We start from the raw sequence: 22992 nt of genomic DNA, 5'->3' as shown, positions 1-22992 counted from the left end.
CTTAAACTAATAATCGAAATTGTATATAAAAGCTTTGTTTCTGTGGAGTAGTTCCCGGATTAAGCTTTAAAAACAAGTAAACAAATTTAGTCACTCATCCCTTATTAAAATGAAACGCATCTCAATCTGTGTGTCTCCTAACAGAGGCCGTATCCGGAATTTTTGTGCTCAAAAAAAATCGCTACTATTAGTTTTTGCGCTTACGTGTACCGTATTTGGTGCTGTAGCTCAGCAAAAAGTTAAAGATGGCTCGATTTCGACAACCAATTTACCCAACAAAGATGCCATTGTTGAGTTAGAAAGTGCTAACAAAGGTATGCTCTTCTCCAGAATTGCACTCGAAGGTACGATGGTTTCGGCACCGCTGTCTGCCCACGTTGCAGGTATGATGGTTTACAACACGGCCAAAACCTCCGATGTGGTACCAGGCATTTATTACAACACCGGATCGAGGTGGATTTTAGCGGGTGCTGGTAAAGCCTCAAACATTAGCTACAATCCGACTACGTTCGAAATTTCATTCCTTAATGCAGATAATAAGCCAGTTGTAATCAATCTGGGCGATGTAGTAAGACAAAATCAAACCATTACAACCCTTATCGATAATAAGAATGGCACGTATACTTACACTGCTGAAGATGGTAAAATAACTACTATAAATGTTCCGGCGGATGTAATCAATCAGTTTGAGCAAATTGCCAATAATACAACGGTACGGCAAATCATTCAAAGCATTGTAACAAAGACAGGTGGCAATGTTTACTACGACGGAAAGACCTTTACCTACATTGACAAGAACGGGGTAACGCAAACCATCAACATTGCGCAGATTGTTAAAGACAACGAAACCATAACAACACTTGTAAATAACAATAACGGCACTTATACCTACACTGCCGAAAATGGCAAAACAACAGTTATTAATGTACCGGCCGAAGTGATCAATAATTTTCAATCGATTGCTAACGACAACTCGGTAAAGCAAATTATCGAGAACATTGTTAAAAACACCGCTGGAAATGTATTTTACGATGGTGCAAACTTTACCTACATTGATGTTAATGGTGTTAAACAAATCATCAATATCGCTCAACTGGTACAGGCTAACGAAACAGTTACCACATTGGTTAAAAATACTGACGGTACTTACACCTACACCAACGAGAAAAACGAGAAAGTAAACATCGATGTAATTGGCGATGCGGTAAACAATATTGTTAACCTCGGCAATTTATATACAACCATTAAAAACCTGTTCAACAAGTCGGAAACCGTTACCAGTTTGGTTTATAATGCTACCGACAACACGCTTACCTATACAGATGAAGCGCATGTTGCCAACGTGATCGACATTGTAACGCTGGTACGCAAAAATCAGTTGACTACGAGTTTGACCAACGGCATTACTACCGAAGTTAGCTCGACCAGTTCGGCTTCGAATGCCAGCAATACGGAATACAAGGTTGAGGTAAAAAACGGAGCCATAACTACCGAAAAACTTGCTGATGCTTCGGTAACTAATGGTAAAATCGGTGCAGACGCCATTACAACCGACAAAATTAAAGACGGAGAAGTTAAAACTGCTGATATTGCAGATGCTGCAATCAGTACCGAAAAAATAAATAACAAGGCAGTAACTGCCGCCAAGCTCGATGCGGGAACCGGAACAAATGGCCGCATTGCCGTTGCTGATGCCGCGGGTAATGTGAGTTATTCAAACACCATGCCGGGTACATCGATTGCTGGCGAAGATGTTACGGCAGCAAGCAACAAGATCATTTTGGGCGGAACACCTGCCGGCGCAGCACTAAAACGCTTTTCGGTTGATGTAGATGAAACCAAACTGAACCTTAATGCCAACCAGATTAAAGGCGGTACTGCAGGCCAGGTAATGGTTGTTGGTGCCGATCTTAAAGGTGCCTGGGTAGATCAATCTGCCGTTACTTCGGTAAGCAACAATTCATCAGCAAACGCATTAAATACGACAGTAAACGGAAAAACTGGTCAGGACGTTAAAATCATTAATTCAAATGTTTTAACAATGGATGCAGCAACCAAATCTCTAACCAGTACGGTAAACGGTGTTGCAAGCAACGCGTTAGATCTGTCGGCGGCCATAGCTGCAAGCCAAAAAACCACAACGGTATCAAACGGCACAAATACCACAGCCACAGGCACAACAACCGGAAATGTAACGGATTACAAAGTAAATGTAAACAATGCAAGCGCAACTACAACTGGTGCTGTTAAACCGGGTTCGGGGCTTGCTATTGATAACGATGGTACTTTATCTGTCGAGGTTTCTACAATCACTTCCGGAAAGGCGCTTAACTCTACCGATCTTTCAATTTCTGCAGGTGGTGCAACTTCTTTATTAAAGGATGTAACTGTAGATATTAAAAGCGGTGCCGTTAACAGCGATAAAATTGCCGATGGCAGCGTTACCGGAACCGATATTGCGCTTAAAACAGTTGCCGCTACAAACTTAACGGCAGCGGGTGCGGCCACAGGCGATGTTGCAACAGCAAATGCCGATGGAACAGTTACTTATCAAGCCGTAAACGCAGCTAATGTAATTAATGGCAAAAACCTTACTGCTGGCGATGCATCAATCGTTATCGGCACCGGAACGGGCGCAACCCTTGTTGATGCCAATGTAAAAGTAGCCGTTGGTGGTATATGCACCGATAAAATAGCCAATGGTGCGGTAACGATCAATAAAATTGCAAACGCAGCGCCTTATAATGTAATGACTACAGACGATGCCGGAACGCCAGCGTGGGTACCTCAATCGTCGTTAATTCCTGCTACAACCGTGTCTAATCTATCAGCCGTAAATACACTTACTACAACCGTAAATGGGGTTACTGGCAACGGAGTTGAAATAATTAATTCGAACGCATTATGTTTAGATTCAACAAGGCGCTTCCTTACCAGTATTGTAAATGGCTATATAAGCGGTGCAATTGATATTTCGCCAGTGGTTACGGCCACTCAGAAAACCACAACACTATCTAATGGTACAAACACTTCGGTGGCATCCACCACAACAGGTAATGTTACCGATTATAAGGTAAACGTGCCAACGGCCTGTATAGAAACATTGGGTGTTGTTAAACAAGCGCCAACCAACGCGGCAGTAACCATTAATGCCGCCGGAGAACTGGTTGCAAACGCCAACAACGGCTTAACAGTAGCAAATGCAAACGTACAGTTGGGTGGCCAGTTAAACCAGGCAACCACCATTACAACAACAGCAAATAATACCCTTGCCGTTGCGGGCCTGCAACCCGGCACAATGACCGATAAAATAGTAGCAGCCGATGACAATGGAATTTTGAGAGTGGTGAAGGCTGCAATGCCGAGGTTTTTCTACATGCCATCGATGCTGTTAAATACCGAAACCGTTGGTGCTACTTACACGGTAAACTTATACAACGAGTATAAATCGCAGTTTACCAATATTCCGGCTTCGCAGCGCAGCTCAGCTACATCCAACATCCCATTTATACCCACGGCAGCAGAGCTCGATTATTACGTTACCTACTTTGATAACACGGTGATACAAATTGTAAGCGTACAGGCCGATGGAACTTTAACCTACAAGGTTACCGCAAACGCCAAAATGTCATCATTTGTGAACATTGTATTTGTTGTTAAATAAATAAACAATGACAAACTTAGCAACAACACGATTGTGGAGCGTCAATCTCCTGATCGTACTCATATGCTCATTGTTGGGAAACAAGGCATTTGCACAGGCTACAATAAAGGTTCCGTTTTCGCAGCGGATATCGGCAATGGCTCCGGGCGATTTCAAGAACAAGCAAACGTATAGCCTCCAGGGCGATTTTACGATGCTTGGAAACTCAAACGCCTTTGTCGATCCCTACAGCGATGACGAGAACAACTCAAGCGCAATGAAATTTTACAAATTGCCTGCAGACGCGAACAACCCGGCCATTAGAAATTCATCAGCAGCAGATTTTAAGCTGCCAGCGGGACTTAATTCTTCCTGCACCAAAATTGTATTTGCAGGCTTGTACTGGGCCGGTCGCGGAGATAACAACTCAGCCGATGTTTTAAGCAAAAGCGGAAATGCCGGCGACGGAATGAACAAAAAGAAAATCAAGTTTAAAGCTCCGGGCATGGCAAGTTACACCGACATTACAGCTACTGATCTTTTTTACGGTTCGTCTGATGTTTCGGGAATGTACACCGGCTATTACGATGTAACCAATTTGGTTCGCAATGCTGGCGTAGGAACCTACAGTGTGGCAAACATCGCCACTTTTGAAGGCGAAGACAATCTCTCGAATCCCGTTATTGGCTATTACGGTGGCTGGGGCCTGGTAATTGTTTACGAAAACACCTCTTTAAAATGGAGAGATATAACCGTTTTTGATGGCTTTGCACACATTAAAAATGCCAACGGCGGAGCATACGGTCAATTAGATGTTGCCGGTTTCAGGGCTTGCCAAAACGGTAGCGTGCATATTAGAATGGGCATGATGGCAGGCGAGGGTGATAGAGATCTTGCAGGCGATTATTTTCAGATTCAAATGCGCAATTCGTCGGCCTACCAATCTTTATCCCATGGCGGAAACACCGCGGGCAATTTCTTCAATTCATCGGTATATACCGGAGGCAATACACGCATGCCAAATCGTACCAACAATTATGGTATCGATATTAGCATGTTCGATTTACCAAATACAAACAATTCGCTCATCAGCAACAACCAAACAAGCACATCGTTCCGTTTTGGAACTACTCAGGATGTGTACAACATTTTCAATATCACTTTCGCAGTTGATGCCTATGTGCCACAGGTTGAGTTACTCAATGTTTCTAAAAGTGGCGTAGCCAATCAAGGAGACGTTGCGCCGGGGCAGGTATTGGATTTTGATTTAAATGTGTACAACAAGGGAACCGAGGCGATAAAGAACGGAAAGGTTGAAGTGGTTATCCCACCGAATCTTCATTTTGTAAAGGCTACCTCAGCGCTTGGTGGCGGAACCGTTACATGGACGCATCCGTACAGTACCGATCCAGCTGCTACACCGGGGGGCAAAATTGTTTGGGACCTGGGCACTATTCCGTTGCCTGCCGATCCATCGGCGATTGTAGCCACCTTAAAATATAAGCTTAAGGTAACAGATGATTGTACCTTACTTACCACGAGCAACAGCAATTGCGAATTATCGGTAGAGCTGAATGGAAACATCGCAGGGCAAGGCGCAATATCAAACAGCAATGTTCGCGGCAGCTTTATTATTGGTTATAACGACGGCGCTTGCATGGGCAACCCCATAAGAGAACCCTTTACAATGAACATTAAAGTAGGCGGAACCCAACTTAAAAACTGTCCGCGTGAAACCGCCAATGGTGTAAGGCAATTCGCCGCATTTTGTTCGGCCACAGGCAATGTAATACCACGGTTGCAGATTGCTTCAGCCTATCCGGCAGGCACTAAATTTTATGCACAGGTTCCTGGTACCACAGGCTATACCAGCAGTTTGGTAACGGGCGATTTTGCTGTAGCAGCAAACGGAACATCGACCAAATACTATGCAGTTTTAGAAGGCGCACAAGACAATTGTTACCTCAAGCTAGAAACGCTTATTGATAAGGTAACCACCCAGCCAACCGCACAAGATATTAATTATTGCTTTGGCAGCACAGCACCGTTAAATAATCAACTATCTGCTACTGGCTCGGCCAACGGTTATCAGTTATTTTACTTTGCCGATGCCTCAACGCCAACGCCACTTTCGGCCGCTCCGGCGCCCACTGCCGCAGGAACATACACCTATTATGTTGCCGAAGGTATTTTAAGAGATAATGTTTTGTGTATCGGTTCAAAGGTTCCGTTTATCATTACGGTAAATGCAGTTCCGGTGATTACTCAAAACATCGATGATTTTTACGTGTGCAATAAAGGCAACAAAACGGTTAGCGTTCAGGCAACAAATGGCGCATCGGTCGAATGGCAATATTATAACAAGAGCGCCAAAGGATGGACGCCCATAACCAACAGCACTTTCTCAGGCACAATTAGCCCAGGCGGCAACAACCTTAATATTACAGGTGCGTCAATCGATATTGATGCTTTGAAAATCAGGGCGATGTTTACCTCCGCAGGTGGTTGTGTTGCTTACACAAACGAGGCCATTATTCAGGTTAAAAACTGCATGATTATGACCAACCCGATGATTCCTGCAAAATTTAAGAAAAACTAAACCTGCTGATATGAAAAAGAACATAAAACATATTTTGCTCTTTATTTTTCTGATCATTATCGGATCAGAAAGCTATGGGCAAACTGGAGCGGGAAGTATGACGGTTGACGATTCAAACGTTAATGTGGCCGCAGGAACAACCGAAATTCGTTTTTCTGAAAACACTTATTTTGGCCCCCAAGCAAAATGGATAATTAACGGCACGCTCGAAATATATAGCAAAAACGTTTGGATTGCCAAAGAAGCGTCGTTTACCGGAAGCGGAAAAATTGTAATTTATAATCCCGGCGACAATCCTTTTTATACGGATATGCCTTCAAGTTCAACCTTTATTGATGGAAACAACAGCAATTTCATTAATCTGCTTGTTGAACACAGAAACTATAACAACGTGATTTTGGGCGATATTGCCGATCCGGGTTACAAAACCACCAACCCAACAGGTGCGCAGGCTGCTGCCCTAAATATTGGCGGCACTTTAGATTTAGCAGTAAACAAGGCCAATATTATTTTGAATGGCAATAATCTTTCGTTCAATACCGATGGCAAAATAAACAACTATGGCCAATCGCGAATGGTGGTTACCGGCAACAGCATTATTGGGCATATGGCCAAGGAATTTGCTGAGGGTACTACCTTCGTTTTCCCCGTGGGTATTGCCGAGCGTGATTACACACCGGCGACTATTACTGCCACAAAAACAAGTAAAATCAGCGTAAGCGTACAAGATTACGCGGCGGCAAACATTCCGGGTGTTACCACAAGGCAAAACATCGATCGCATGTGGAATATTTATTCATCCGTTCCTGTGGCCACAAACATTACCCTTCAGCACAATATTAGTACCGATGGCATCGATTTTAAAGAAGAAACGGCCACCGTTTCCCAATATCTCGGAAATGCCAAATGGGATTTTACTGCAGGCGGGATGGTTAGTTCGGGCGTACACGCTAGAAACAATGTGTTAATTGCTGCCGATATGGCGGCCAACGGCGCCTACTTTACAAAACACGCCGTAACTGGCAATAATGTCTTTATTCCGAACCTGTTTACGCCAAATGGCGATGGCATCAATGACGTTTTTGAGATTCGCGGAATTAGTCTGTTTAGCCAAAACGATCTGGTTATCGTAAACAGATGGGGAAATGAAGTTTACAAATCGAAGAACTATCAAAACTCGTGGAGTGGCGAGGGCTTAAATGAGGGCACCTATTATTATTTGCTTCGGGTAAAAGAAACCGCTTCGGCACCGTGGCAGGTATTTAAAGGATATATAACGCTGATTAGGGCTTTTAAACAATAGAAAAGACAATGAAGAAATTAATATTACTACTGATAGCCTCTTTTCTACTGACCGTTAAGCAGGCTTCGGCACAGCAAGACGCACAATTTAGTCAGTACATGTTCAACGGGATTTACATTAACCCGGCCTATGCGGGCTACAAAGAGGTGTTAAATTTGCACAGCTTTTACCGCACACAATGGACAGGTATTAACGGCGCCCCGAAAAGCATTTCGCTGGCTGTAGATGCCATAGCAAACAACGGAAATGTGGGCCTTGCACTCCAGGTGGCGAGCGATAAACTCGGGGCACAATCTAACCTGAATGTTTACGCAAATTATGCCTACCGCATCCGCATGAACAACGATGGCAGCTCGCGATTGGCCTTTGGGCTTGGCGTGGGTATGGCACAATTAGGTATTGATGGGGCCATGCTTAACCCGAACGATCCCGAGCCGTTTCAACCGGTAGGCGTTCAGAGCACCATCGTGCCTGATGCACGGGCAGGAGTTTATTTCGCCAACGATCGCGTTTATGCCGGCTTCTCGGCCGATAACCTCATTGCTACCTTCATTAACATCGATCGGTTTGCGTTTATTCCACAGCCACGACCACATTATTACCTCACCGCAGGCGCACTCGTACCCTTATCTGAAGATTTTCAGTTGAAGCCGTCGTTTTTACTGAAAGATGATAGGGGCGGGCCGACAAGTTTGGATGTAAATGTCTTTTTAATGATTAGAGACCTCGTATGGATTGGCGGTTCATACCGAACAGGGGTAAAGCTCTATAACAAAAACTACCTTCAAAGAGACCTCAGTTCGCGAAACTCGGCAGTTGCGGCCATACAAATCTTTCCCTCAAGCAGCGTTAGGATAGGTTATGGCTACGATTTCTCCGTGGGGCCGCTTCAGGGTTACAGCGGCGGAACACACGAAATTTCTATTGCGTACGCTTTCAGCAGGCCCAATTTCAGGATGGCCACGCCGAGGGTCTTTTAAATAAAAAACACCAAAACGTGAAAAAGTGTATAATAACATTTACAGAAAAAGACAAAAAATTCACTACATTCACGTCATTTAGTTTAACTTTTTAGTAAATTGCAAAATATTCAAACAAACAATGAAAACGAAGAACACAGTTAGTACATTCACCATCCTTATTGCCGACGACCATGAAATCATTCGTAGGGGCTTAAAAAGCCTCATTTCTGACTTTTGGACCGGAGTCGATATCATTTGTGTTTCAACACTGGAAGAAGCGCTCACAGAGACGGAAAAGTTCCCCAGTCTGGTCATTATCGACGTAAACTTACCTGGAGGAAATAACCTGAAAGTGATCGAGCAAATTAAGTTGATTCAACCGAATGCTAAGATTTTGGTGTTCTCATCGTTGAATGAAAACATTTACGCCGTACCGTACCTAAAATCAGGCGCAGCCGGTTACCTTACAAAAAACGCAGAAGAATCTGAAATTGTAACTGCAATTACGACCATTTTGGCCGGAAGCAGGTACTCGAGCAGAAATGTTAAAGAAAACATGTTCAACAGCATTTTAGGTAACGATGCCGATAACCCTTTTACCAAACTTTCGGGCAGAGAACTCGAGGTAGCTGAATTGCTTACAAAAGGTGTTGGCGTACTCGAAATATCTAACCAGCTAAAACTACGCATGGGTACAGTAAGTACCTATAAATTGCGCTTGTTTCAAAAACTAAAAATCAAGAGCATCATCGAATTAGCCGAAAAGATGAGCATTTACGAAAAATAAAAAGGATAAGTAACTTATCCTTTATTTTTCTTGTTAACGTTTGTCGTGCCAGGTGCATCATCTTCTCCCGCTTCGTTCGGTGTAGATCCAGCCTGCCCAAACTTATCAGATGCTCCCTTACCATTTTGGTCAAAAGACGCTTTCTCCTCTGACGTACCTTTGGTTTTTTTATCTGTTTTTTGTTTATCTGAAGTGCTCATAGTGCTATGTATTTGCTTTATAAACACATTTTAAGCAATTATGGTTTTTGTAAACGACTACAATATTGAACGCCGCAGTCAGCAACGTAAATTTCAAACGGTTACTCTGCCCGAGGAAAAAGTACGCTGAACACGATTGCAGCGGGTGGAAGTTGCTGTATCAGTTAGCGATCAATAGTAGAAAGAAATATCGTAATATCGGGTGCCTTAACGGGAAAAAGAGACTTATTTTGATGCTTAGAATTCGTTGAATTCACTTATTATTAGTAACTTATCGCATATTTTAAAATTTATTTTTTTATTTTAGACTCAAATCAAACCATATAATGGGAAAAAATTTACTCACTAAATGCCTTTTCATGTTGTGCTTGCTTGCCATAATTATTCCGGTAAGAGCACAGTTTGTGATTAAAGAGGCCGACAAGCAGTACGAATTATTTAACTATAGCAAGGCGGTAGATTTGTATGAACAAGCCTATAAAAAGAAAGAAACCTTACATGCCGCAGAGCGTTTAGCCAATGCTTATAATTACATGTTCAATTATAAGCAGGCAGAAAGCTGGTTTGCCATTGCTTCAAAATTTCCAAAAACCGACCCTGAGAATATTCTGGGCTATGCCAAAGCTTTACAGCAAAACTCAAAATATACCGAGGCGAAAATTCAATACCAGAATTACATTGCGCTGAAAAAGGATGCACCTGCTGCGGAACAAGCAATGTGGCTCAACTCGTGCGACTCTGCCCTGAAATGGATTAAAAATCCGAAAATGGTTGAGTTGACCAACAAAAAAGAGTTAAATAGCAGTCAATCCGATTGGGGCGCTTTTAAATACGAAAACGGCGTAGTGTTTACCTCAGATCGACCTCAATCCGGAACCGAATCCAAAGAGGGCAAACCATTTTTGAAGTTCGACGGCGCCAACAAACCGAGTACAACAGTTTACGGCTGGACAGGTAACGGCTATTTAAAACTCTATTACAAGCCATCAGCCGCAGATAGCGTACAATTGTTCCCCTTAAATACCGGAACGAAATATCATGTTGGTTCGGCAAGCTTCACCCGCGATGGCAAGACGATGTACTTTACCTTAACCCGTATAACGAGCGAATTAGAGCGTTTAAAGAAAAAACCAAGCACCGTAAACATTGAGATTTTCAGCAGCACTAAGGCGGCCGATGGCACCTGGAGCGAACCGGTTGCTTTCGCATACAACAACATCAATAAATATTCAGTAGGCGATCCGTTTATTACTGCCGATGGTAACAGCTTGTATTTTAGCTCAAATATGCCGGGCGGCTTGGGTGGAACAGACATTTATGTAACCTTAAAAACCGATGCCGGAGATTGGGGAAGACCGACCAACCTAAAAGAAGTGAATACCGCCGGAGACGACCGGTGTCCTGTGTTTGATAATCAGGATAATTTTTACTTTTCGAGTAATGGGCGACTAGGAATGGGCGGTTTAGACGTTTTCAGGGCTTTGAAAGAAGGCGGTGGCATCAGCAAGATAGAGAACCTCGGTTATCCGTTCAATTCACCACAAGATGATTTCGGATTCAGCATTGATGAAAAAGGTGGCATTGTTTACCTTTCATCAAACCGTGAAGGCGGACTTGGAAGTGATGACATTTATTCCATCGATCAGACCGCTATTTTAGCTTTCAAACTTGAAGGAACCGTTTATAACAAAAAGACCAATCAGCCCTTAACCAGTGCGTTGGTTAGCTTAGCAAAGGTAAATGGATCGGTTGTAAAAACTGAAACCGACGAGAACGGTCGATATAAATTCAATCTGGCCAAAGAATCAGAGTACAACGTATCGGCCGATAAAACCGGCTACCGTAGCGATACCGAAAATTTGGCCACGATAGGGTTAACTACTTCGCAGGTACTTAAACAAGATTTATATTTAGAACCAATTGTTCGCAACGCGGCCATCAGGTTGGAGAATATTTATTATGATTTCGACAAGTGGAACATTCGCCCCGACGCGGCCATTGAGCTCGATAAACTAGTGCAAATCATGACCGAAAATCCAACCATTTGGATCGAATTGGGTTCTCATACCGATAGTCGTGGTAAAGACGCTTACAACCTAAGCTTATCGCAAAAAAGGGCCGAGTCTGCTGTAGCCTATATCATTTCGAAAGGTATCAACAGAAACCGTATCGAAGCAAAGGGATATGGCGAAACGCAGCTTTTAAACCGCTGTGCCAATGGCGTAAAGTGTAGCGAAACAGAGCATCAGTTAAACAGAAGAACTGAATTCAAAATAGTTAAAGAGTAATTGTATTACACATCGTAAAATGCCCCGGCAAAACGCCGGGGCATTTTTTTTTTCGGATTTTTAAGATCTTGGAAATGTCGGGGTAGCGTCGGGCGTCATTTAGCGGCTTGCTGTCTCCTTAACGCCCGTCTAATGCCATTTAGTTAAGCTCGACGGGTGTCATCCGATAGCTATCGGATCTGAGCCTTTCGACTTCGCTCAAGATAAACTCAGTCGAAGACCTTTTTTATTGGATAAAACCATTAACATCCGCCTTCGACTAAGCCTGTATTGAGCCTTTCGTCTACGCTCAAGATAAACTCTAGCCGAAATGCTCAGCGTGACAATGTACCAGTAGGACCATCGCTCTCCCGACAAAAAACGTTTTCGACATGACGGGGGCTTCATTTAACGGTTTGCTGTCATCCTGAACGCAGTGAAGGATCTCCAGCCGATGTAACACTTGCTTCAACAAAGCACAAACTTTTACACCGCTGCCAGTAGGCACATCGCTCTCCGTTAAAAAACGTTTTCGACATGAGGGGGGCGTCATTTAACGGTTTGCTGTCATCCTGAACGCAGGGAAGGATCTCCAGCCGATGTAACACTTGCTTCAACAAAGCACAAATTTTACACCGCTGCCAGTAGGCACATCGCTCTCCCGTTAAAAACCGTTGTCGATATGACGGGGGATGTTTTCCGCTTCACCTCAATAATTTATAAAAACTAATTTAATTAGCAACTGTTGATAAATCAGCACGCACAACATCATTATAAAACTAATATATTTAGTAATTTTGTTCTACTGCGATTACATAAAACGACAACGGGATGATTGACAACAACAAACATATTATTCATATGGATCAGGACGCTTTTTTCGTATCGGTAGAGTTACGAAAAAATCCGAAACTAATTGGACAGCCTGTAATTGTTGGCGGCGGTTCCGATCGTGGTGTGGTTACCTCATGCAGTTACGAGGCTCGCAAGTTTGGTGTGCATGCCGCAATGCCGGGAAGAATGGCCAAACAGCTTTGTCCACAGGCAATTTTTGTTCGGGGCAACATGGATGATTATTCAAAAGCCTCGCACGAGATTACCCAAATCATCGCCGATCGTGTTCCGTTGTTTGAAAAGGCCAGCATCGACGAACATTATATTGACATGACGGGGATGGACAAATTTTTTGGCTGCATGAAATTTGCTTCCGAACTGAGGCAAACCATTATAAAGGAAACCCATTTACCCATCTCATTCGGCCTTTCGGTAAATAAAACGGTTTCCAAAATCGGCACCAATGAATGCAAGCCAAACGGCGAACTCGAGATTCCCTTTCCCGGCGTCAGAAATTTTTTAAATCCGCTGGCGGTACATAAAATACCCGGAATTGGCGAGGCCACTTATAAAAAACTGAGTGAAATGGGTGTTCGAAGAATCCAGACACTGGCCGAGATCCCAAAAGACTTAATGTTCAAAATATTGGGCCAACACGGGCTGGCGCTTTGGCAAAAAGCCAATGGCATCGATCTTTCCAACGTTGTTCCCTATCGCGAACGGAAATCCATTGGTACGCAAACTACTTTCGAGAACGACAGCATGGATATCTCGAAAATGAAAGCCATTTTAAGCGGAATGGTTACGAATTTGGCTTACGAGCTGCGAAGTCAGCAGAAGTTAACCGCCTGCATCACCGTTACTATTCGCTATTCAAACTTCGAAACCGTAACTCAGCAATCACGCATTCCTTACACATCGCTCGATTCGTTTCTGATTGCCAAGGCGCACGATTTGTTTAAAACACTATACAAAAAACGGATGTTACTGCGGCTAATCGGCGTTAAATTATCGCATCTCGTCAGCGGTTTCGAACAAATTGGTCTGTATCAAACCTCCGAAGAAGAATATGATTTATATCAGGCCATGGATAAAGTTCGCAACCACTACGGGATAGAATCGGTAGTGAAAGCCTGCATTGTTAAACGGCCCGAGCGTGATGAAAATGGCAAGGTTATAAAGTATAATCCGAGGAAAAAAAAGGCAGATGAAAGTGAGCATCCTCCAGCTAGTAAAAAATCGCGAATAAGAACATTTATCAATACCGAATAGTGCAGCTGTAGCGGGTTAAAGCCTGACAGCGGGAATAATAAATTAGCAAAACATCCAAATCATCAAACCACAGACCGAACATGTTCCTCAACGTACACTCTACTTACAGCCTAAAGTACGGGACGATGGATATTCCGAAAATCGTTGAAACTGCACGTGCCATGGGCATCCGCCAGTTGGTTCTAACAGATATCAATACGTCAACCGGTGCAGTTGAGTTTATCAGAACGTGTTTTAAACAGCAAGTTTTTAAGGCAGCAGATGAGGTTCAAAAAGGTAACATTCCTTACCAAATTAAACCAATTGCGGGGATTGAGTTTCGCGAAGACACAAGGCTTTTGTATATCGGGATTGCACAGAATAAAGAGGGAATGCGGGCGCTCAACGAGTTTCTGAGTCATCATAACATCGAGAACATGCCATTGCCCGAAGATGCGCCCCAGCTGGACAATACTTTTTTTGTTTATCCCTTTGGGCGAACGTTTAAACGAATTTTAAAAGCCAATGAATTTGTTGGCATCAGGAGTTCGCAACTCAATTACCTTTACAAGCACCCGTTGCTTGATGAACGAGATAAGTTGGTGGTTTGGCATCCCGTTACCGTGAACGATAAAATCGATTATCGTTTACACGAGTACTTAAGGGCCATTGAACTAAACACGCTTTTAACTATGGTGCCGGATGAAGCGAAGTGTGCGAAGGATGAATTTCTGATTCCCGAAGAAGAATTAAAGCTTAAATTTAAACAGTTTCCTTTTATTATCGACAACACGCAACGGCTGATTGATGCCTGCGACCTGAGCATGTACTTCGAACCTGAAACGCAGTCAAAAAACAGGTTTTCGTATTGCAGGGAGGGGGAGCGGTTAGACAGGGCACTACTCCGACGAATTGCTTTTAAAGGCCTCGAATATCGTTACGGCAAGCATAACGAAGTGGCCACTGAGCGCATGGAAAAGGAACTGCGCATTATCGAACTTAAAAATTACTGTGCTTACTTTCTCATCACTTTCGATATTGTGCGTTATGCAATGGGAAAATGCAATTTCTATCATGTGGGCAGGGGCTCGGGCGCCAATAGCATTGTTGCCTATTGCCTGCGCATTACCGATGTAGACCCGATTGATCTGGATTTATATTTTGAAAGGTTTTTGCACGAAAAGCGAACCACCCCGCCCGATTTCGACATTGATTTTGCCTGGGATGAACGCGAAACCATTCAGCGCTACATTTTTAATAAATATCCGAAATGGCATGTCGCATTTCTGGGAACAATCAGCACGTTTAAAGACCGGGCTATTATTCGCGAGATTGGAAAAGTACTTGGCTTGCCGAAAGATGAGATTGACAGTTTTACCGACCCAACGAAGGAGCGGGAGAATCAAAAAAACGCCACCTACCATAAGCTGCTTGCCGTTCATCAGCATATGAAGGATATGCCAAACCAGCGATCGATTCATGCCGGAGGGATTTTGATTTCGGAAGAACCCATAACGTATTACACCGCATTGGATTTGCCCCCAAAAGGGTTTCCTACCGTTCAATGGGATATGTATGAGGCCGAAGCCATCGGCTACGAGAAATTCGATATTTTAAGCCAACGGGGCATCGGGCATATCAGGGAGGCGGTGCAGATCATCAAACAAAACCGAAATGTTGATATTGACATTCACGATTTCAAACGATTTAAGGATGATCCAAACCTGAACCGGATTTTGGGTGATGGACAACCAATCGGCTGTTTTTACATTGAATCGCCAGCGATGCGGCAATTACTTAAAAAATTGAAATGCAGCGATTATCTCACTCTGGTTGCGGCCAGCTCCATCATCCGTCCGGGCGTAGCAAGTTCTGGAATGATGAAATCGTTTATTGAGCGCTACCATGCGCCAGACCGCGTAGTTTATTTATGCGAAGAAATGAAAGAGCAGCTAAAAGAAACCTATGGCGTAATGGTTTATCAGGAAGATGTGATTAAGGTTTGCCATTACTTTGCGGGCTTAAACCTGACCGATGCCGACGTGCTGCGAAAGGCAATGAGCGGAAAATATAGATCGAAACTGGCGTTTGACGAGCTTGTAAACAAATTTTTTATTTCCGCACGTAAAAAAGGGCATTCCGAAGAACTGATTACCGAGGTTTGGAGGCAGATTTCATCATTTGCCGGGTATAGTTTTTCAAAAGCGCATTCAGCGTCGTTTGCGGTAGAGAGTTATCAAAGCCTTTATCTAAAAACCTATTATCCCAAAGAATTTATGGTGGCTGTACTGAATAATTACGGCGGTTTTTACAGCAGATGGGTCTACGTTCACGAATTGCAAAAAACGGGCGCAAAGGTGCACTTGCCTTGTGTAAACCACAGCAACGAAGCGGTAGTGATACGAGGCGATGAAGTGTATTTGGGCTTTGTTGGGGTACAAGGGCTCGAAAATAGATTTATCGACGGAATTCCACGCGAAAGGAGAATGAATGGTCCGTTTAAAAGTTTGGAGCACTTTGTAAAAAGGGTGCAGATCACTTTGGACCAGGCGATTTTATTGATTCGTTTGGGTGCCTTCAGATTTACTGGAAAAGATAAAAAAACATTGTTGTGGGATATTTACAACTACCTTGGCCATAAGCAAAAAAGACCCAATATGGCCGAGCTTTTTAATGTAGAACATAAGGAGTACATTTTGCCAGCACTCGAAAACTCGACAATGGAAGATGCTTACCTCGAGCTGGAGTTGTTGGGTTATCCTTTAAACTATAACATGTTCGATTTTTTGAAAACCAATTACCGGGGCGACGTAATGGCTGCCGAAATGGATAAACATATAGGCAAAACCGTTAAAATGGTTGGCAATTATGTCTGCGAAAAAACAGTGCGTACCGTAAAAAACACAAAAATGTGGTTTGGAACTTTTTTAGATGCCAATGGCGACTTTTTTGATACCACGCACTTTCCCAATACGACACCAGTATATCCGTTTAAGGGCAAGGGCTGCTATTTAATTTTAGGAAAAGTTGTAACCGAATTTGGCTTTCCAAGTATCGAGGTTTTAAAGTTTGCCAAACTGGATATACACATGAATCCATTAGCGGTTAAATCGTGAGCCGAATAATTAAGCTAATCGGCTCATAATTTGGCTATTTTATGAGCCGAATAATATTTTTCTTACCTTTAAATCGTAATTCACCTAACCGCAGAAATAGAAAAATTCGAAAAAATGGGCGAAAAAACTGGCTGGAGCTATGTTTTTATCCCTGCTGCGCTTGCCGACGCAATCAAACCCGGTTGTAAAACAAGTTTTAGAGTTAAAGGTAAGATTGATGAGGTAACAATTGACGGAATGGCAACAATACCAATGGGAGAGGGCGATTTCATCATTGCATTAAAGGCGCAATTGCGCAAAAAACTCAAAAAAGAAGCAGGGGCAAAGGTAGAGGTTTGGCTAGAAGAAGACAAAGGATTTAAGTTGGAAATTCCTGATGATTTGGCGCTTTGCTTTGCGGACGATGAAAAGCTCATGTCCCAATTTTTGAAACAGCCGAAATCTCATCAAAATTATTTCATTAGGTGGATTAACGAAGCAAAAACGGAGGCTACCCGAACCAAACGTTTGGTAATGACTGTGAACGCAATGGAAAAGCAGCTTGATTTTGGTGCAATGATTAAGGAAGGGAAGGAGTTTAGAGTCTGAAGTCTCGAGTCAAGAGTCCGAAGTCGTTAGTCTGAAGGTTGCAATTGGCAGTTAACCAAATCAAACAATTAACCAATAAATTAATGAACCGATTTACGGCGATAATCCCTGAACCAGCTGCTCACCTTCATTTGAATTACGCCTAAAAATGCTTCTCTAAAAATACGGGTACTCATTTTCGAAGTTCCTTCCGTTCTGTCGGTAAAGATAATCGGAACTTCGACTACGTTAAATCCAAATTTAATGGCCGTGAATTTCATTTCTATTTGAAAAGCATAGCCCACGAAACGAATTTTCTCTAAGGGAATTGTCTCCAACACTATTTTGCGGTAGCACTTAAAACCAGCGGTTGCATCTTGAATGCCAATTCCGGTGACAAACCTAACGTACATTGAGGCAAAGTACGACATTAAAACGCGGCCCATTGGCCAGTTAACCACATTTACTCCCTTAACATACCTCGAGCCAATGGCAAGATCTGCTCCCTGAACGCAGGCCTCACGCAAACGGGCCAAATCATCCGGATTGTGAGAAAAATCAGCATCCATTTCAAAAATGTATTGGTAACTGCGTTGCAGCGCCCATTTAAATCCATAAATATAAGCGGTACCCAAACCTTGTTTTCCTGCTCTTTCTTCGATAAAAAGACGGCCCTCAAACTCCGGTTGCAGTAACTTTACAATCGCCGCAGTGCCATCAGGAGAACCATCGTCGATAATCAATACATGAAAAGGCTGGATTAAAGAAAATACTTTTCTGATAATCTTTTCAATGTTTTCCTTTTCGTTATATGTAGGGATAATTATTAAGCTGTCTGACACGTTTATGGTAGTTATTAATTTCTTCGTTTATAGTCTGCTTTCTGACTGCGAAAGTAGCTATTAAATATGAAAAAACCCGTATCGACCTCACGTTGATTCGGGTGTAAAATCTAGTCTTTAAGCTTTATCTTCCGACCTTTTCACTTTCTGTTTCAGTGCGCTGCTTTTGCACTTTATCCTCGGCCTTTCGGACTCGCGACTTCGGACTTCGGACTTTTTCACTTTCCGCTTTAGTCTTTCCGCTTTAACCTTTCAGCTTTCTCCCTCATCTTCGGACTTCCGTACTCCCGACTTCGGACTTCTTCACTTTCTGCTTTAGTCTTTCCGCTTTGCACTTCATCTTCGGACTTCCGGACTCCCGACTTCGGACTTTTTCACTTTTCACTTTTCGCTTTATGCTTTCAGCTATAGTCTTTCCGCTTTGCACTTCATCTTCGGACTTCGGACTTATTCACTCTACCTCACTTCTTGCATCAGCTTTTTAATCAACTGCGAAAATACAATTAAGAACAAACCGGCAATTAACGAATAGATTGCGAGCGATTTATAGCCTTCGGTGTACGACAACAGTTTTGTCATTAAAGATGCGTTCTCTACGCTCGACATTTCTGCACCCAGTTTTCCGGCAGCAAGCTGCCCAAAGGCACTAAACAGGAACCACAAGCCCATCATCATGCCGAACATTCTTTTAGGAGACAGCTTGGTGATAATAGACATCCCGATTGGCCCAATACAAAGCTCGCCTAAAGTGAGCAATAAGTAACCAAGCGTAAAAATATTTAATGAACTTATGCCCTGATCGTTAACGAAAAACCTTGTGGCGTAGAAAACATAGAAACTTAGGGCCAGCAAAATGAAGCCTAAACCAAACTTAACCACGGTATTAGGTTCAATTTTCCTTCGGTACATACCAATCCACAACAAACCAACCAAGGGGCTAAAAACGATAACGAAGAAGGAGTTTACACTGTTATTAATTACGTTCGGATCGGCTGAGAAGAACAATAAATTGTGATCGAGGTTATCTTTGGCAAAAAGGGAAAGCGAACCGCCACTTTGTTCAGAAATGGCCATGAACACAAAATAGCACATGATAAAAATGAACGCCGCAAGCAGCTTGTATCGGGCCTTGATTTCTTTGATGCTAAAAGTTTCGTAAAGGAAGTAAATCAGTGCAATTACACCGATGGTGTACATGAAATAATCGGTGTAATCCGTATTTCTAACCATGATGTAGATTAACGGAATGCAAACCAGCGAACCGACATAAACAGCAATCTCTGACGCTTTTTGCTTTGTTTTTTTGAGGTGCAATAGCGGTGAATTTCCAATGGGCCCCAAATGTTTTTTGGTAACAAGAAAAGTTCCCAGGCCAAAGGCCATTACTACGGCCGCTGATAGGAAGCATAAATGCCAATTGTAATATTTGCCAAGATAGATGCACATGGCGCCGCCCAGTAAACCGCCAACGTTAATACTGGCATAAAACAAACCATAGCCTGCATCTCGTCTGTTATCCTTTTCATCGTATAACTCGCCAACCATCGAAGAAATGTTGGGCTTAAAAAAGCCGGTGCCGATGATAGACAACGTGATGCCGATATAAAACAAATCGTGCGGCGAAAAAGCAAGGATCAGGTTTCCGACAATCATTAGCGAGCCGCCCCAAAACAACGATTTCCTAAAGCCTAAAATTTTGTCGGCGAATATACCACCGATAAATGTAAAGGCATAAACGAAAGCTTGTATGGCCCCGTATTGTAAATTGGAACTTTGATCGCTTAATCCGAGTTGATCGACCATGAAAAAGGCCAACACGCCACGCATTCCATAAAAGCAGAACCGCTCCCACATTTCAACCAGCGACAGGTACCACAACTGTTTGGGGTACTTGCCTTCGAAGTTTTGTATTTCTTCTAATGTGATCGTTTTTTCTGTGCTCAGTTCCATCTTACTTCACGCCGTGCATTAGTTTTTTCAAAATTGGATGCAAAGCGGCGATTAATAATCCAGCTGCGATAGGCACAATTGTAAAAATTAAGAAAAATGTTGTCAAACTGTATTTATGTGTAATCTCCTCAATCATACTTCCAGATACGCCCGCCAGCTTATTACCCATTGCCAAAAACAGATAGTAAACGCCAAACATAAAGCCGATCCATTTTGCGGGTACCAATTTACTAACGTAAGAGAGACCTACGGGTGATATACAAAGTTCGCCAAGGGTGTGAAACAGATAGGCAAAAACAAGCCATGCCATACTTACCTTTATTTCTGGCGAGGTAATGGCTGTTGAACCGTATGCCAGGAAGCCGAAGCCGAGACCCAATAGAACAAGGCCTAAGCCAAATTTTAGCGAGCCGGGCAAATTGTATTTACTTTCCCACCATTTCGAAAACACCGGAGCGAAACAAATGATAAATAACGAGTTTAAGATATTAAACCACGATGCAGCAATTTCTGTGGTATTTGCAGAGAACTCGCGTTCCACCTTCCACAAAACAATGCCCCAAATAATTAGAAAACTCGAAGCGAGGATCAGATTGCCAAGCTTAAACCGTGAAATGGTTTTAGAGAAAAGCTTAATTAGTACAAACGAAATGATGCCGAGCGGCACAATGGTTAGCAAGGCATCGACAATTTTAAACGTCAAGCCAGCACCTCCCGTCAATATTCTGGTTGTATTTTCCTTTGCAAAAATCGTCATACTTCCGCCTGCCTGTTCAAATGCAGCCCAGAAGAATACTGTAAATATTGAGAATACAAAAACCACTATTAAGCGGTCTCTGGCAATGTTTTTTGGCACGTTTTCTTCTTCAACAACATCAGTAACTACATTTTGTGCCTTCTGTAACTTCTTTTCTTCGCTGGGTAGCAACCCGATGCTGCCAAAAATATTCTTGGTAAAATAGAATTGTAACATACCTAAAAACATGAAAATTCCGGCCAGACCAAATCCCCAGCTCCATGAAACTTTCTCGCCGATATAACCACAAATCATAATTCCCAAAAACGCTCCTGCATTTACACCCATATAAAAAATAGAATAAGCACCGTCCTTTTTTTCGGGATGATCTTTATACATTTTAGATACGATTGATGTCATGTTGGGCTTAAACAAACCGTTTCCGAGCATTAAACATCCTAAACCGATATAAAGGAAAATTGGCGTTTCGAGCGCCATACTGGCATGACCGAGGGTCATAATAAATGCCCCTAAAATTACCGCCCAACGGTAGCCCAACAGCCTGTCGGCAATTAAACCACCGATAACGGGTGTAAGATATACGCCCATGGTATAGGTGCCATAAAGCGATAAGGCATCGGCCTTGCTCCATTCCCAGCCACCGGCCGCAATTGTAGATGTTAAAAACAGAACGAGCAATGCCCGCATACCGTAATACGAAAATCTTTCCCACATCTCAGTAAAGAAAAGCACAAAAAGGCCTGCGGGATGACCCAATACTTTGTTACTAAAGAAATCGTCTTTGGTTTCAATAGATGTTTGCATAAAACATTTGTTGGTTTTAGTTTATGAATTCAGAATCTGTGTGTTGTTTAAGCTAGTTTGCAAGGCGCAATATAGTCAGTGAATGTTAAACTCACAAATTTTTGGCTTGGCCGAACGGTAATGAAGTTGTTAAGTTTTGTTAAATGCTAAAATTTGCGGTTGGGTTTCAGATTTTTGCTTGGATCAGCGTACAACTCGTCCATAGCCGTTGGGTCGTTATTAAGCGTTAAATTTTCCTGCAGCTTTAATCTTCCACCAATAACCTTGAAACCATCAAATGTGCCATCCGAGCCGTAAAACTCAAACCGACCAACCATTTCGGGATCGAAAGGAGCAAGGTGATCAAAAACGATCATTCCGGCCTTCTGGTCGGTTTTGAGGTACATCGCATTCGATTTTGTATACTCAAAAATGATGCGGTTCTTGCCCTTCAGCGCTTTACCATCAAACACCGGAGCGCCGAACACCACGTTATTGTTGTTGAACGTCAAAACTTCTATAATCTTCTTCGTAGTACTTTCAGTATTGCCTTTCCAGCCGAGTAAAATATAATACGGAAGCCTATTACCACTTTTTATGGGCACAATTTCATAATACCGGGCACCAAGCCATTTTTGGTTATCGGTGATGCTATTTTCGTCGGCAAGGTTTTCCGTTTGATCGATCAGCGGGTACAGCTTCAACGGGCCGTTATTGGTATTCATCTGAATAGTGCCATAGTAACGGTAAGTTCCGTCACTTTGTTGGATGTACCAACTGAGGATGCGAAAAGCCTGATCGGGCGATTTAATTACGGAAACGTTTTTCAGTGAATCGAAACCGTAGGTGAATGAGTTCGGCGTTTTTAAAGCTTCAACCATCGTTTTTACAAAACGGCCGTTCACCTCAGCCTTTTTTTCGTCAGTTGCAGCGGCAATGGTCGATGTAGAAAGCTTGATCAATGAATCCTGAAAAACATCGAGTTTATTTTTCTGCTGAGCAGACGCACGCATTCCAAGAAAAGCAACTACCAAAAGGATATAATATTTAATCTTCATTCGCAAAATTTCTTTTGGCCTTGGTGTGTATCGATTCGCAGATGATTATCCATCACCATAAACCTTTCCATCC

14 protein-coding genes are annotated in these 22992 nt (G+C 42.8%); 9 read left to right on the top strand and 5 right to left on the bottom strand.

What is annotated here, in order from left to right; genetic code table 11:
• The first annotated feature begins 109 nt into the window (after window positions 1-109).
• The 5 genes from IZT61_RS02370 (at window position 110) to IZT61_RS02350 (ending at window position 9294) form a co-directional block, all read left to right on the top strand.
• Window positions 110-3664 (top strand): beta strand repeat-containing protein, encoded by a 3555-nt coding sequence (locus IZT61_RS02370; RefSeq protein ID WP_196099601.1) that lies wholly within the window; start codon window positions 110-112, stop codon window positions 3662-3664.
• A 7-nt stretch (window positions 3665-3671) separates the two neighbouring features.
• Window positions 3672-6242, top strand: a complete 2571-nt coding sequence (locus tag IZT61_RS02365) for a DUF11 domain-containing protein (RefSeq protein ID WP_196099600.1) — start codon at window positions 3672-3674, stop codon at window positions 6240-6242.
• A gap of 10 nt (window positions 6243-6252) precedes the next feature.
• A complete protein-coding gene (locus tag IZT61_RS02360; RefSeq protein ID WP_196099599.1) occupies window positions 6253-7545 on the top strand; it encodes a gliding motility-associated C-terminal domain-containing protein in 1293 nt (430 codons plus the stop codon).
• A gap of 8 nt (window positions 7546-7553) precedes the next feature.
• Complete coding sequence (locus tag IZT61_RS02355) at window positions 7554-8525, top strand: PorP/SprF family type IX secretion system membrane protein (RefSeq protein WP_196099598.1); 972 nt, start codon at window positions 7554-7556, stop codon at window positions 8523-8525.
• Window positions 8526-8646: 121 nt separating this feature from the next.
• The gene (locus IZT61_RS02350; RefSeq protein WP_196099597.1) at window positions 8647-9294 is read left to right on the top strand and encodes a response regulator; all 648 of its coding nucleotides are present in this window, start codon (window positions 8647-8649) and stop codon (window positions 9292-9294) included.
• Window positions 9295-9308: 14 nt separating this feature from the next.
• Here the strand turns inward: IZT61_RS02350 and IZT61_RS02345 are convergent, their stop codons facing one another.
• Entirely contained in the window at window positions 9309-9494 is a 186-nt protein-coding gene (locus tag IZT61_RS02345) for a hypothetical protein (protein WP_196099596.1), read from the bottom strand.
• Between the two features lie 326 nt (window positions 9495-9820).
• Here IZT61_RS02345 and IZT61_RS02340 point away from each other — a divergent pair, with 326 nt between their 5' ends.
• From IZT61_RS02340 to IZT61_RS02325, 4 genes are all read left to right on the top strand, one after another.
• On the top strand, window positions 9821-11782 hold the full coding sequence (locus IZT61_RS02340; protein WP_196099595.1) for an OmpA family protein: 1962 nt from the start codon (window positions 9821-9823) through the stop codon (window positions 11780-11782).
• Between the two features lie 810 nt (window positions 11783-12592).
• Window positions 12593-13867, top strand: coding sequence for a DNA polymerase IV (gene dinB, locus IZT61_RS02335; RefSeq protein WP_394370733.1), 1275 nt, complete (start codon window positions 12593-12595; stop codon window positions 13865-13867).
• Window positions 13868-13947: 80 nt separating this feature from the next.
• Window positions 13948-16962, top strand: a complete 3015-nt coding sequence (gene dnaE / locus IZT61_RS02330; protein WP_196099594.1) for a DNA polymerase III subunit alpha — start codon at window positions 13948-13950, stop codon at window positions 16960-16962.
• Window positions 16963-17076: 114 nt separating this feature from the next.
• Complete coding sequence (locus tag IZT61_RS02325) at window positions 17077-17550, top strand: YdeI/OmpD-associated family protein (protein ID WP_230383822.1); 474 nt, start codon at window positions 17077-17079, stop codon at window positions 17548-17550.
• 80 nt (window positions 17551-17630) lie between these two features.
• Here IZT61_RS02325 and IZT61_RS02320 read toward each other — a convergent pair whose 3' ends face one another.
• The 4 genes from IZT61_RS02320 to IZT61_RS02305 all read right to left on the bottom strand — a co-directional run bounded on the left by IZT61_RS02320 (window position 17631) and on the right by IZT61_RS02305 (window position 22919).
• On the bottom strand, window positions 17631-18371 hold the full coding sequence (locus tag IZT61_RS02320; RefSeq protein ID WP_196099593.1) for a polyprenol monophosphomannose synthase: 741 nt from the start codon (window positions 18369-18371) through the stop codon (window positions 17631-17633).
• Window positions 18372-18827: 456 nt separating this feature from the next.
• Complete coding sequence (locus IZT61_RS02315; protein ID WP_196099592.1) at window positions 18828-20321, bottom strand: peptide MFS transporter; 1494 nt, start codon at window positions 20319-20321, stop codon at window positions 18828-18830.
• A gap of 1 nt (window position 20322) precedes the next feature.
• Window positions 20323-21882, bottom strand: coding sequence for a peptide MFS transporter (locus tag IZT61_RS02310; RefSeq protein ID WP_196099591.1), 1560 nt, complete (start codon window positions 21880-21882; stop codon window positions 20323-20325).
• 146 nt (window positions 21883-22028) lie between these two features.
• The gene (locus tag IZT61_RS02305; RefSeq protein ID WP_196099590.1) at window positions 22029-22919 is read right to left on the bottom strand and encodes a hypothetical protein; all 891 of its coding nucleotides are present in this window, start codon (window positions 22917-22919) and stop codon (window positions 22029-22031) included.
• Between the last annotated feature and the right edge of the window lie 73 nt (window positions 22920-22992).

This window comes from Pedobacter endophyticus, from assembly GCF_015679185.1.
Taxonomy (GTDB): Bacteria; Bacteroidota; Bacteroidia; order Sphingobacteriales; family Sphingobacteriaceae; genus Pedobacter; species Pedobacter endophyticus.
The sequence above is the reverse complement of the archived record's forward strand: the minus strand, read 5'-3'. Positions and strand labels throughout refer to the sequence as shown.

Excerpts from the sequence above, each read along its gene's own strand:
- IZT61_RS02350 (WP_196099597.1), top strand. The coding sequence starts at position 8,647 with ATGAAAACGAAGAACACAGTTAGTACATTCACCATCCTTATTGCCGAC.
- IZT61_RS02310 (WP_196099591.1), bottom strand. The coding sequence starts at position 21,882 with ATGCAAACATCTATTGAAACCAAAGACGATTTCTTTAGTAACAAAGTA.
- IZT61_RS02325 (WP_230383822.1), top strand. The coding sequence starts at position 17,077 with ATGGGCGAAAAAACTGGCTGGAGCTATGTTTTTATCCCTGCTGCGCTT.
- IZT61_RS02340 (WP_196099595.1), top strand. The coding sequence starts at position 9,821 with ATGGGAAAAAATTTACTCACTAAATGCCTTTTCATGTTGTGCTTGCTT.
- IZT61_RS02360 (WP_196099599.1), top strand. The coding sequence starts at position 6,253 with ATGAAAAAGAACATAAAACATATTTTGCTCTTTATTTTTCTGATCATT.
- IZT61_RS02315 (WP_196099592.1), bottom strand. The coding sequence starts at position 20,321 with ATGGAACTGAGCACAGAAAAAACGATCACATTAGAAGAAATACAAAAC.
- dnaE (WP_196099594.1), top strand. The coding sequence starts at position 13,948 with ATGTTCCTCAACGTACACTCTACTTACAGCCTAAAGTACGGGACGATG.
- IZT61_RS02370 (WP_196099601.1), top strand. The coding sequence starts at position 110 with ATGAAACGCATCTCAATCTGTGTGTCTCCTAACAGAGGCCGTATCCGG.
- IZT61_RS02345 (WP_196099596.1), bottom strand. The coding sequence starts at position 9,494 with ATGAGCACTTCAGATAAACAAAAAACAGATAAAAAAACCAAAGGTACG.
- IZT61_RS02305 (WP_196099590.1), bottom strand. The coding sequence starts at position 22,919 with ATGAAGATTAAATATTATATCCTTTTGGTAGTTGCTTTTCTTGGAATG.
- IZT61_RS02355 (WP_196099598.1), top strand. The coding sequence starts at position 7,554 with ATGAAGAAATTAATATTACTACTGATAGCCTCTTTTCTACTGACCGTT.
- IZT61_RS02365 (WP_196099600.1), top strand. The coding sequence starts at position 3,672 with ATGACAAACTTAGCAACAACACGATTGTGGAGCGTCAATCTCCTGATC.
- dinB (WP_394370733.1), top strand. The coding sequence starts at position 12,593 with ATGATTGACAACAACAAACATATTATTCATATGGATCAGGACGCTTTT.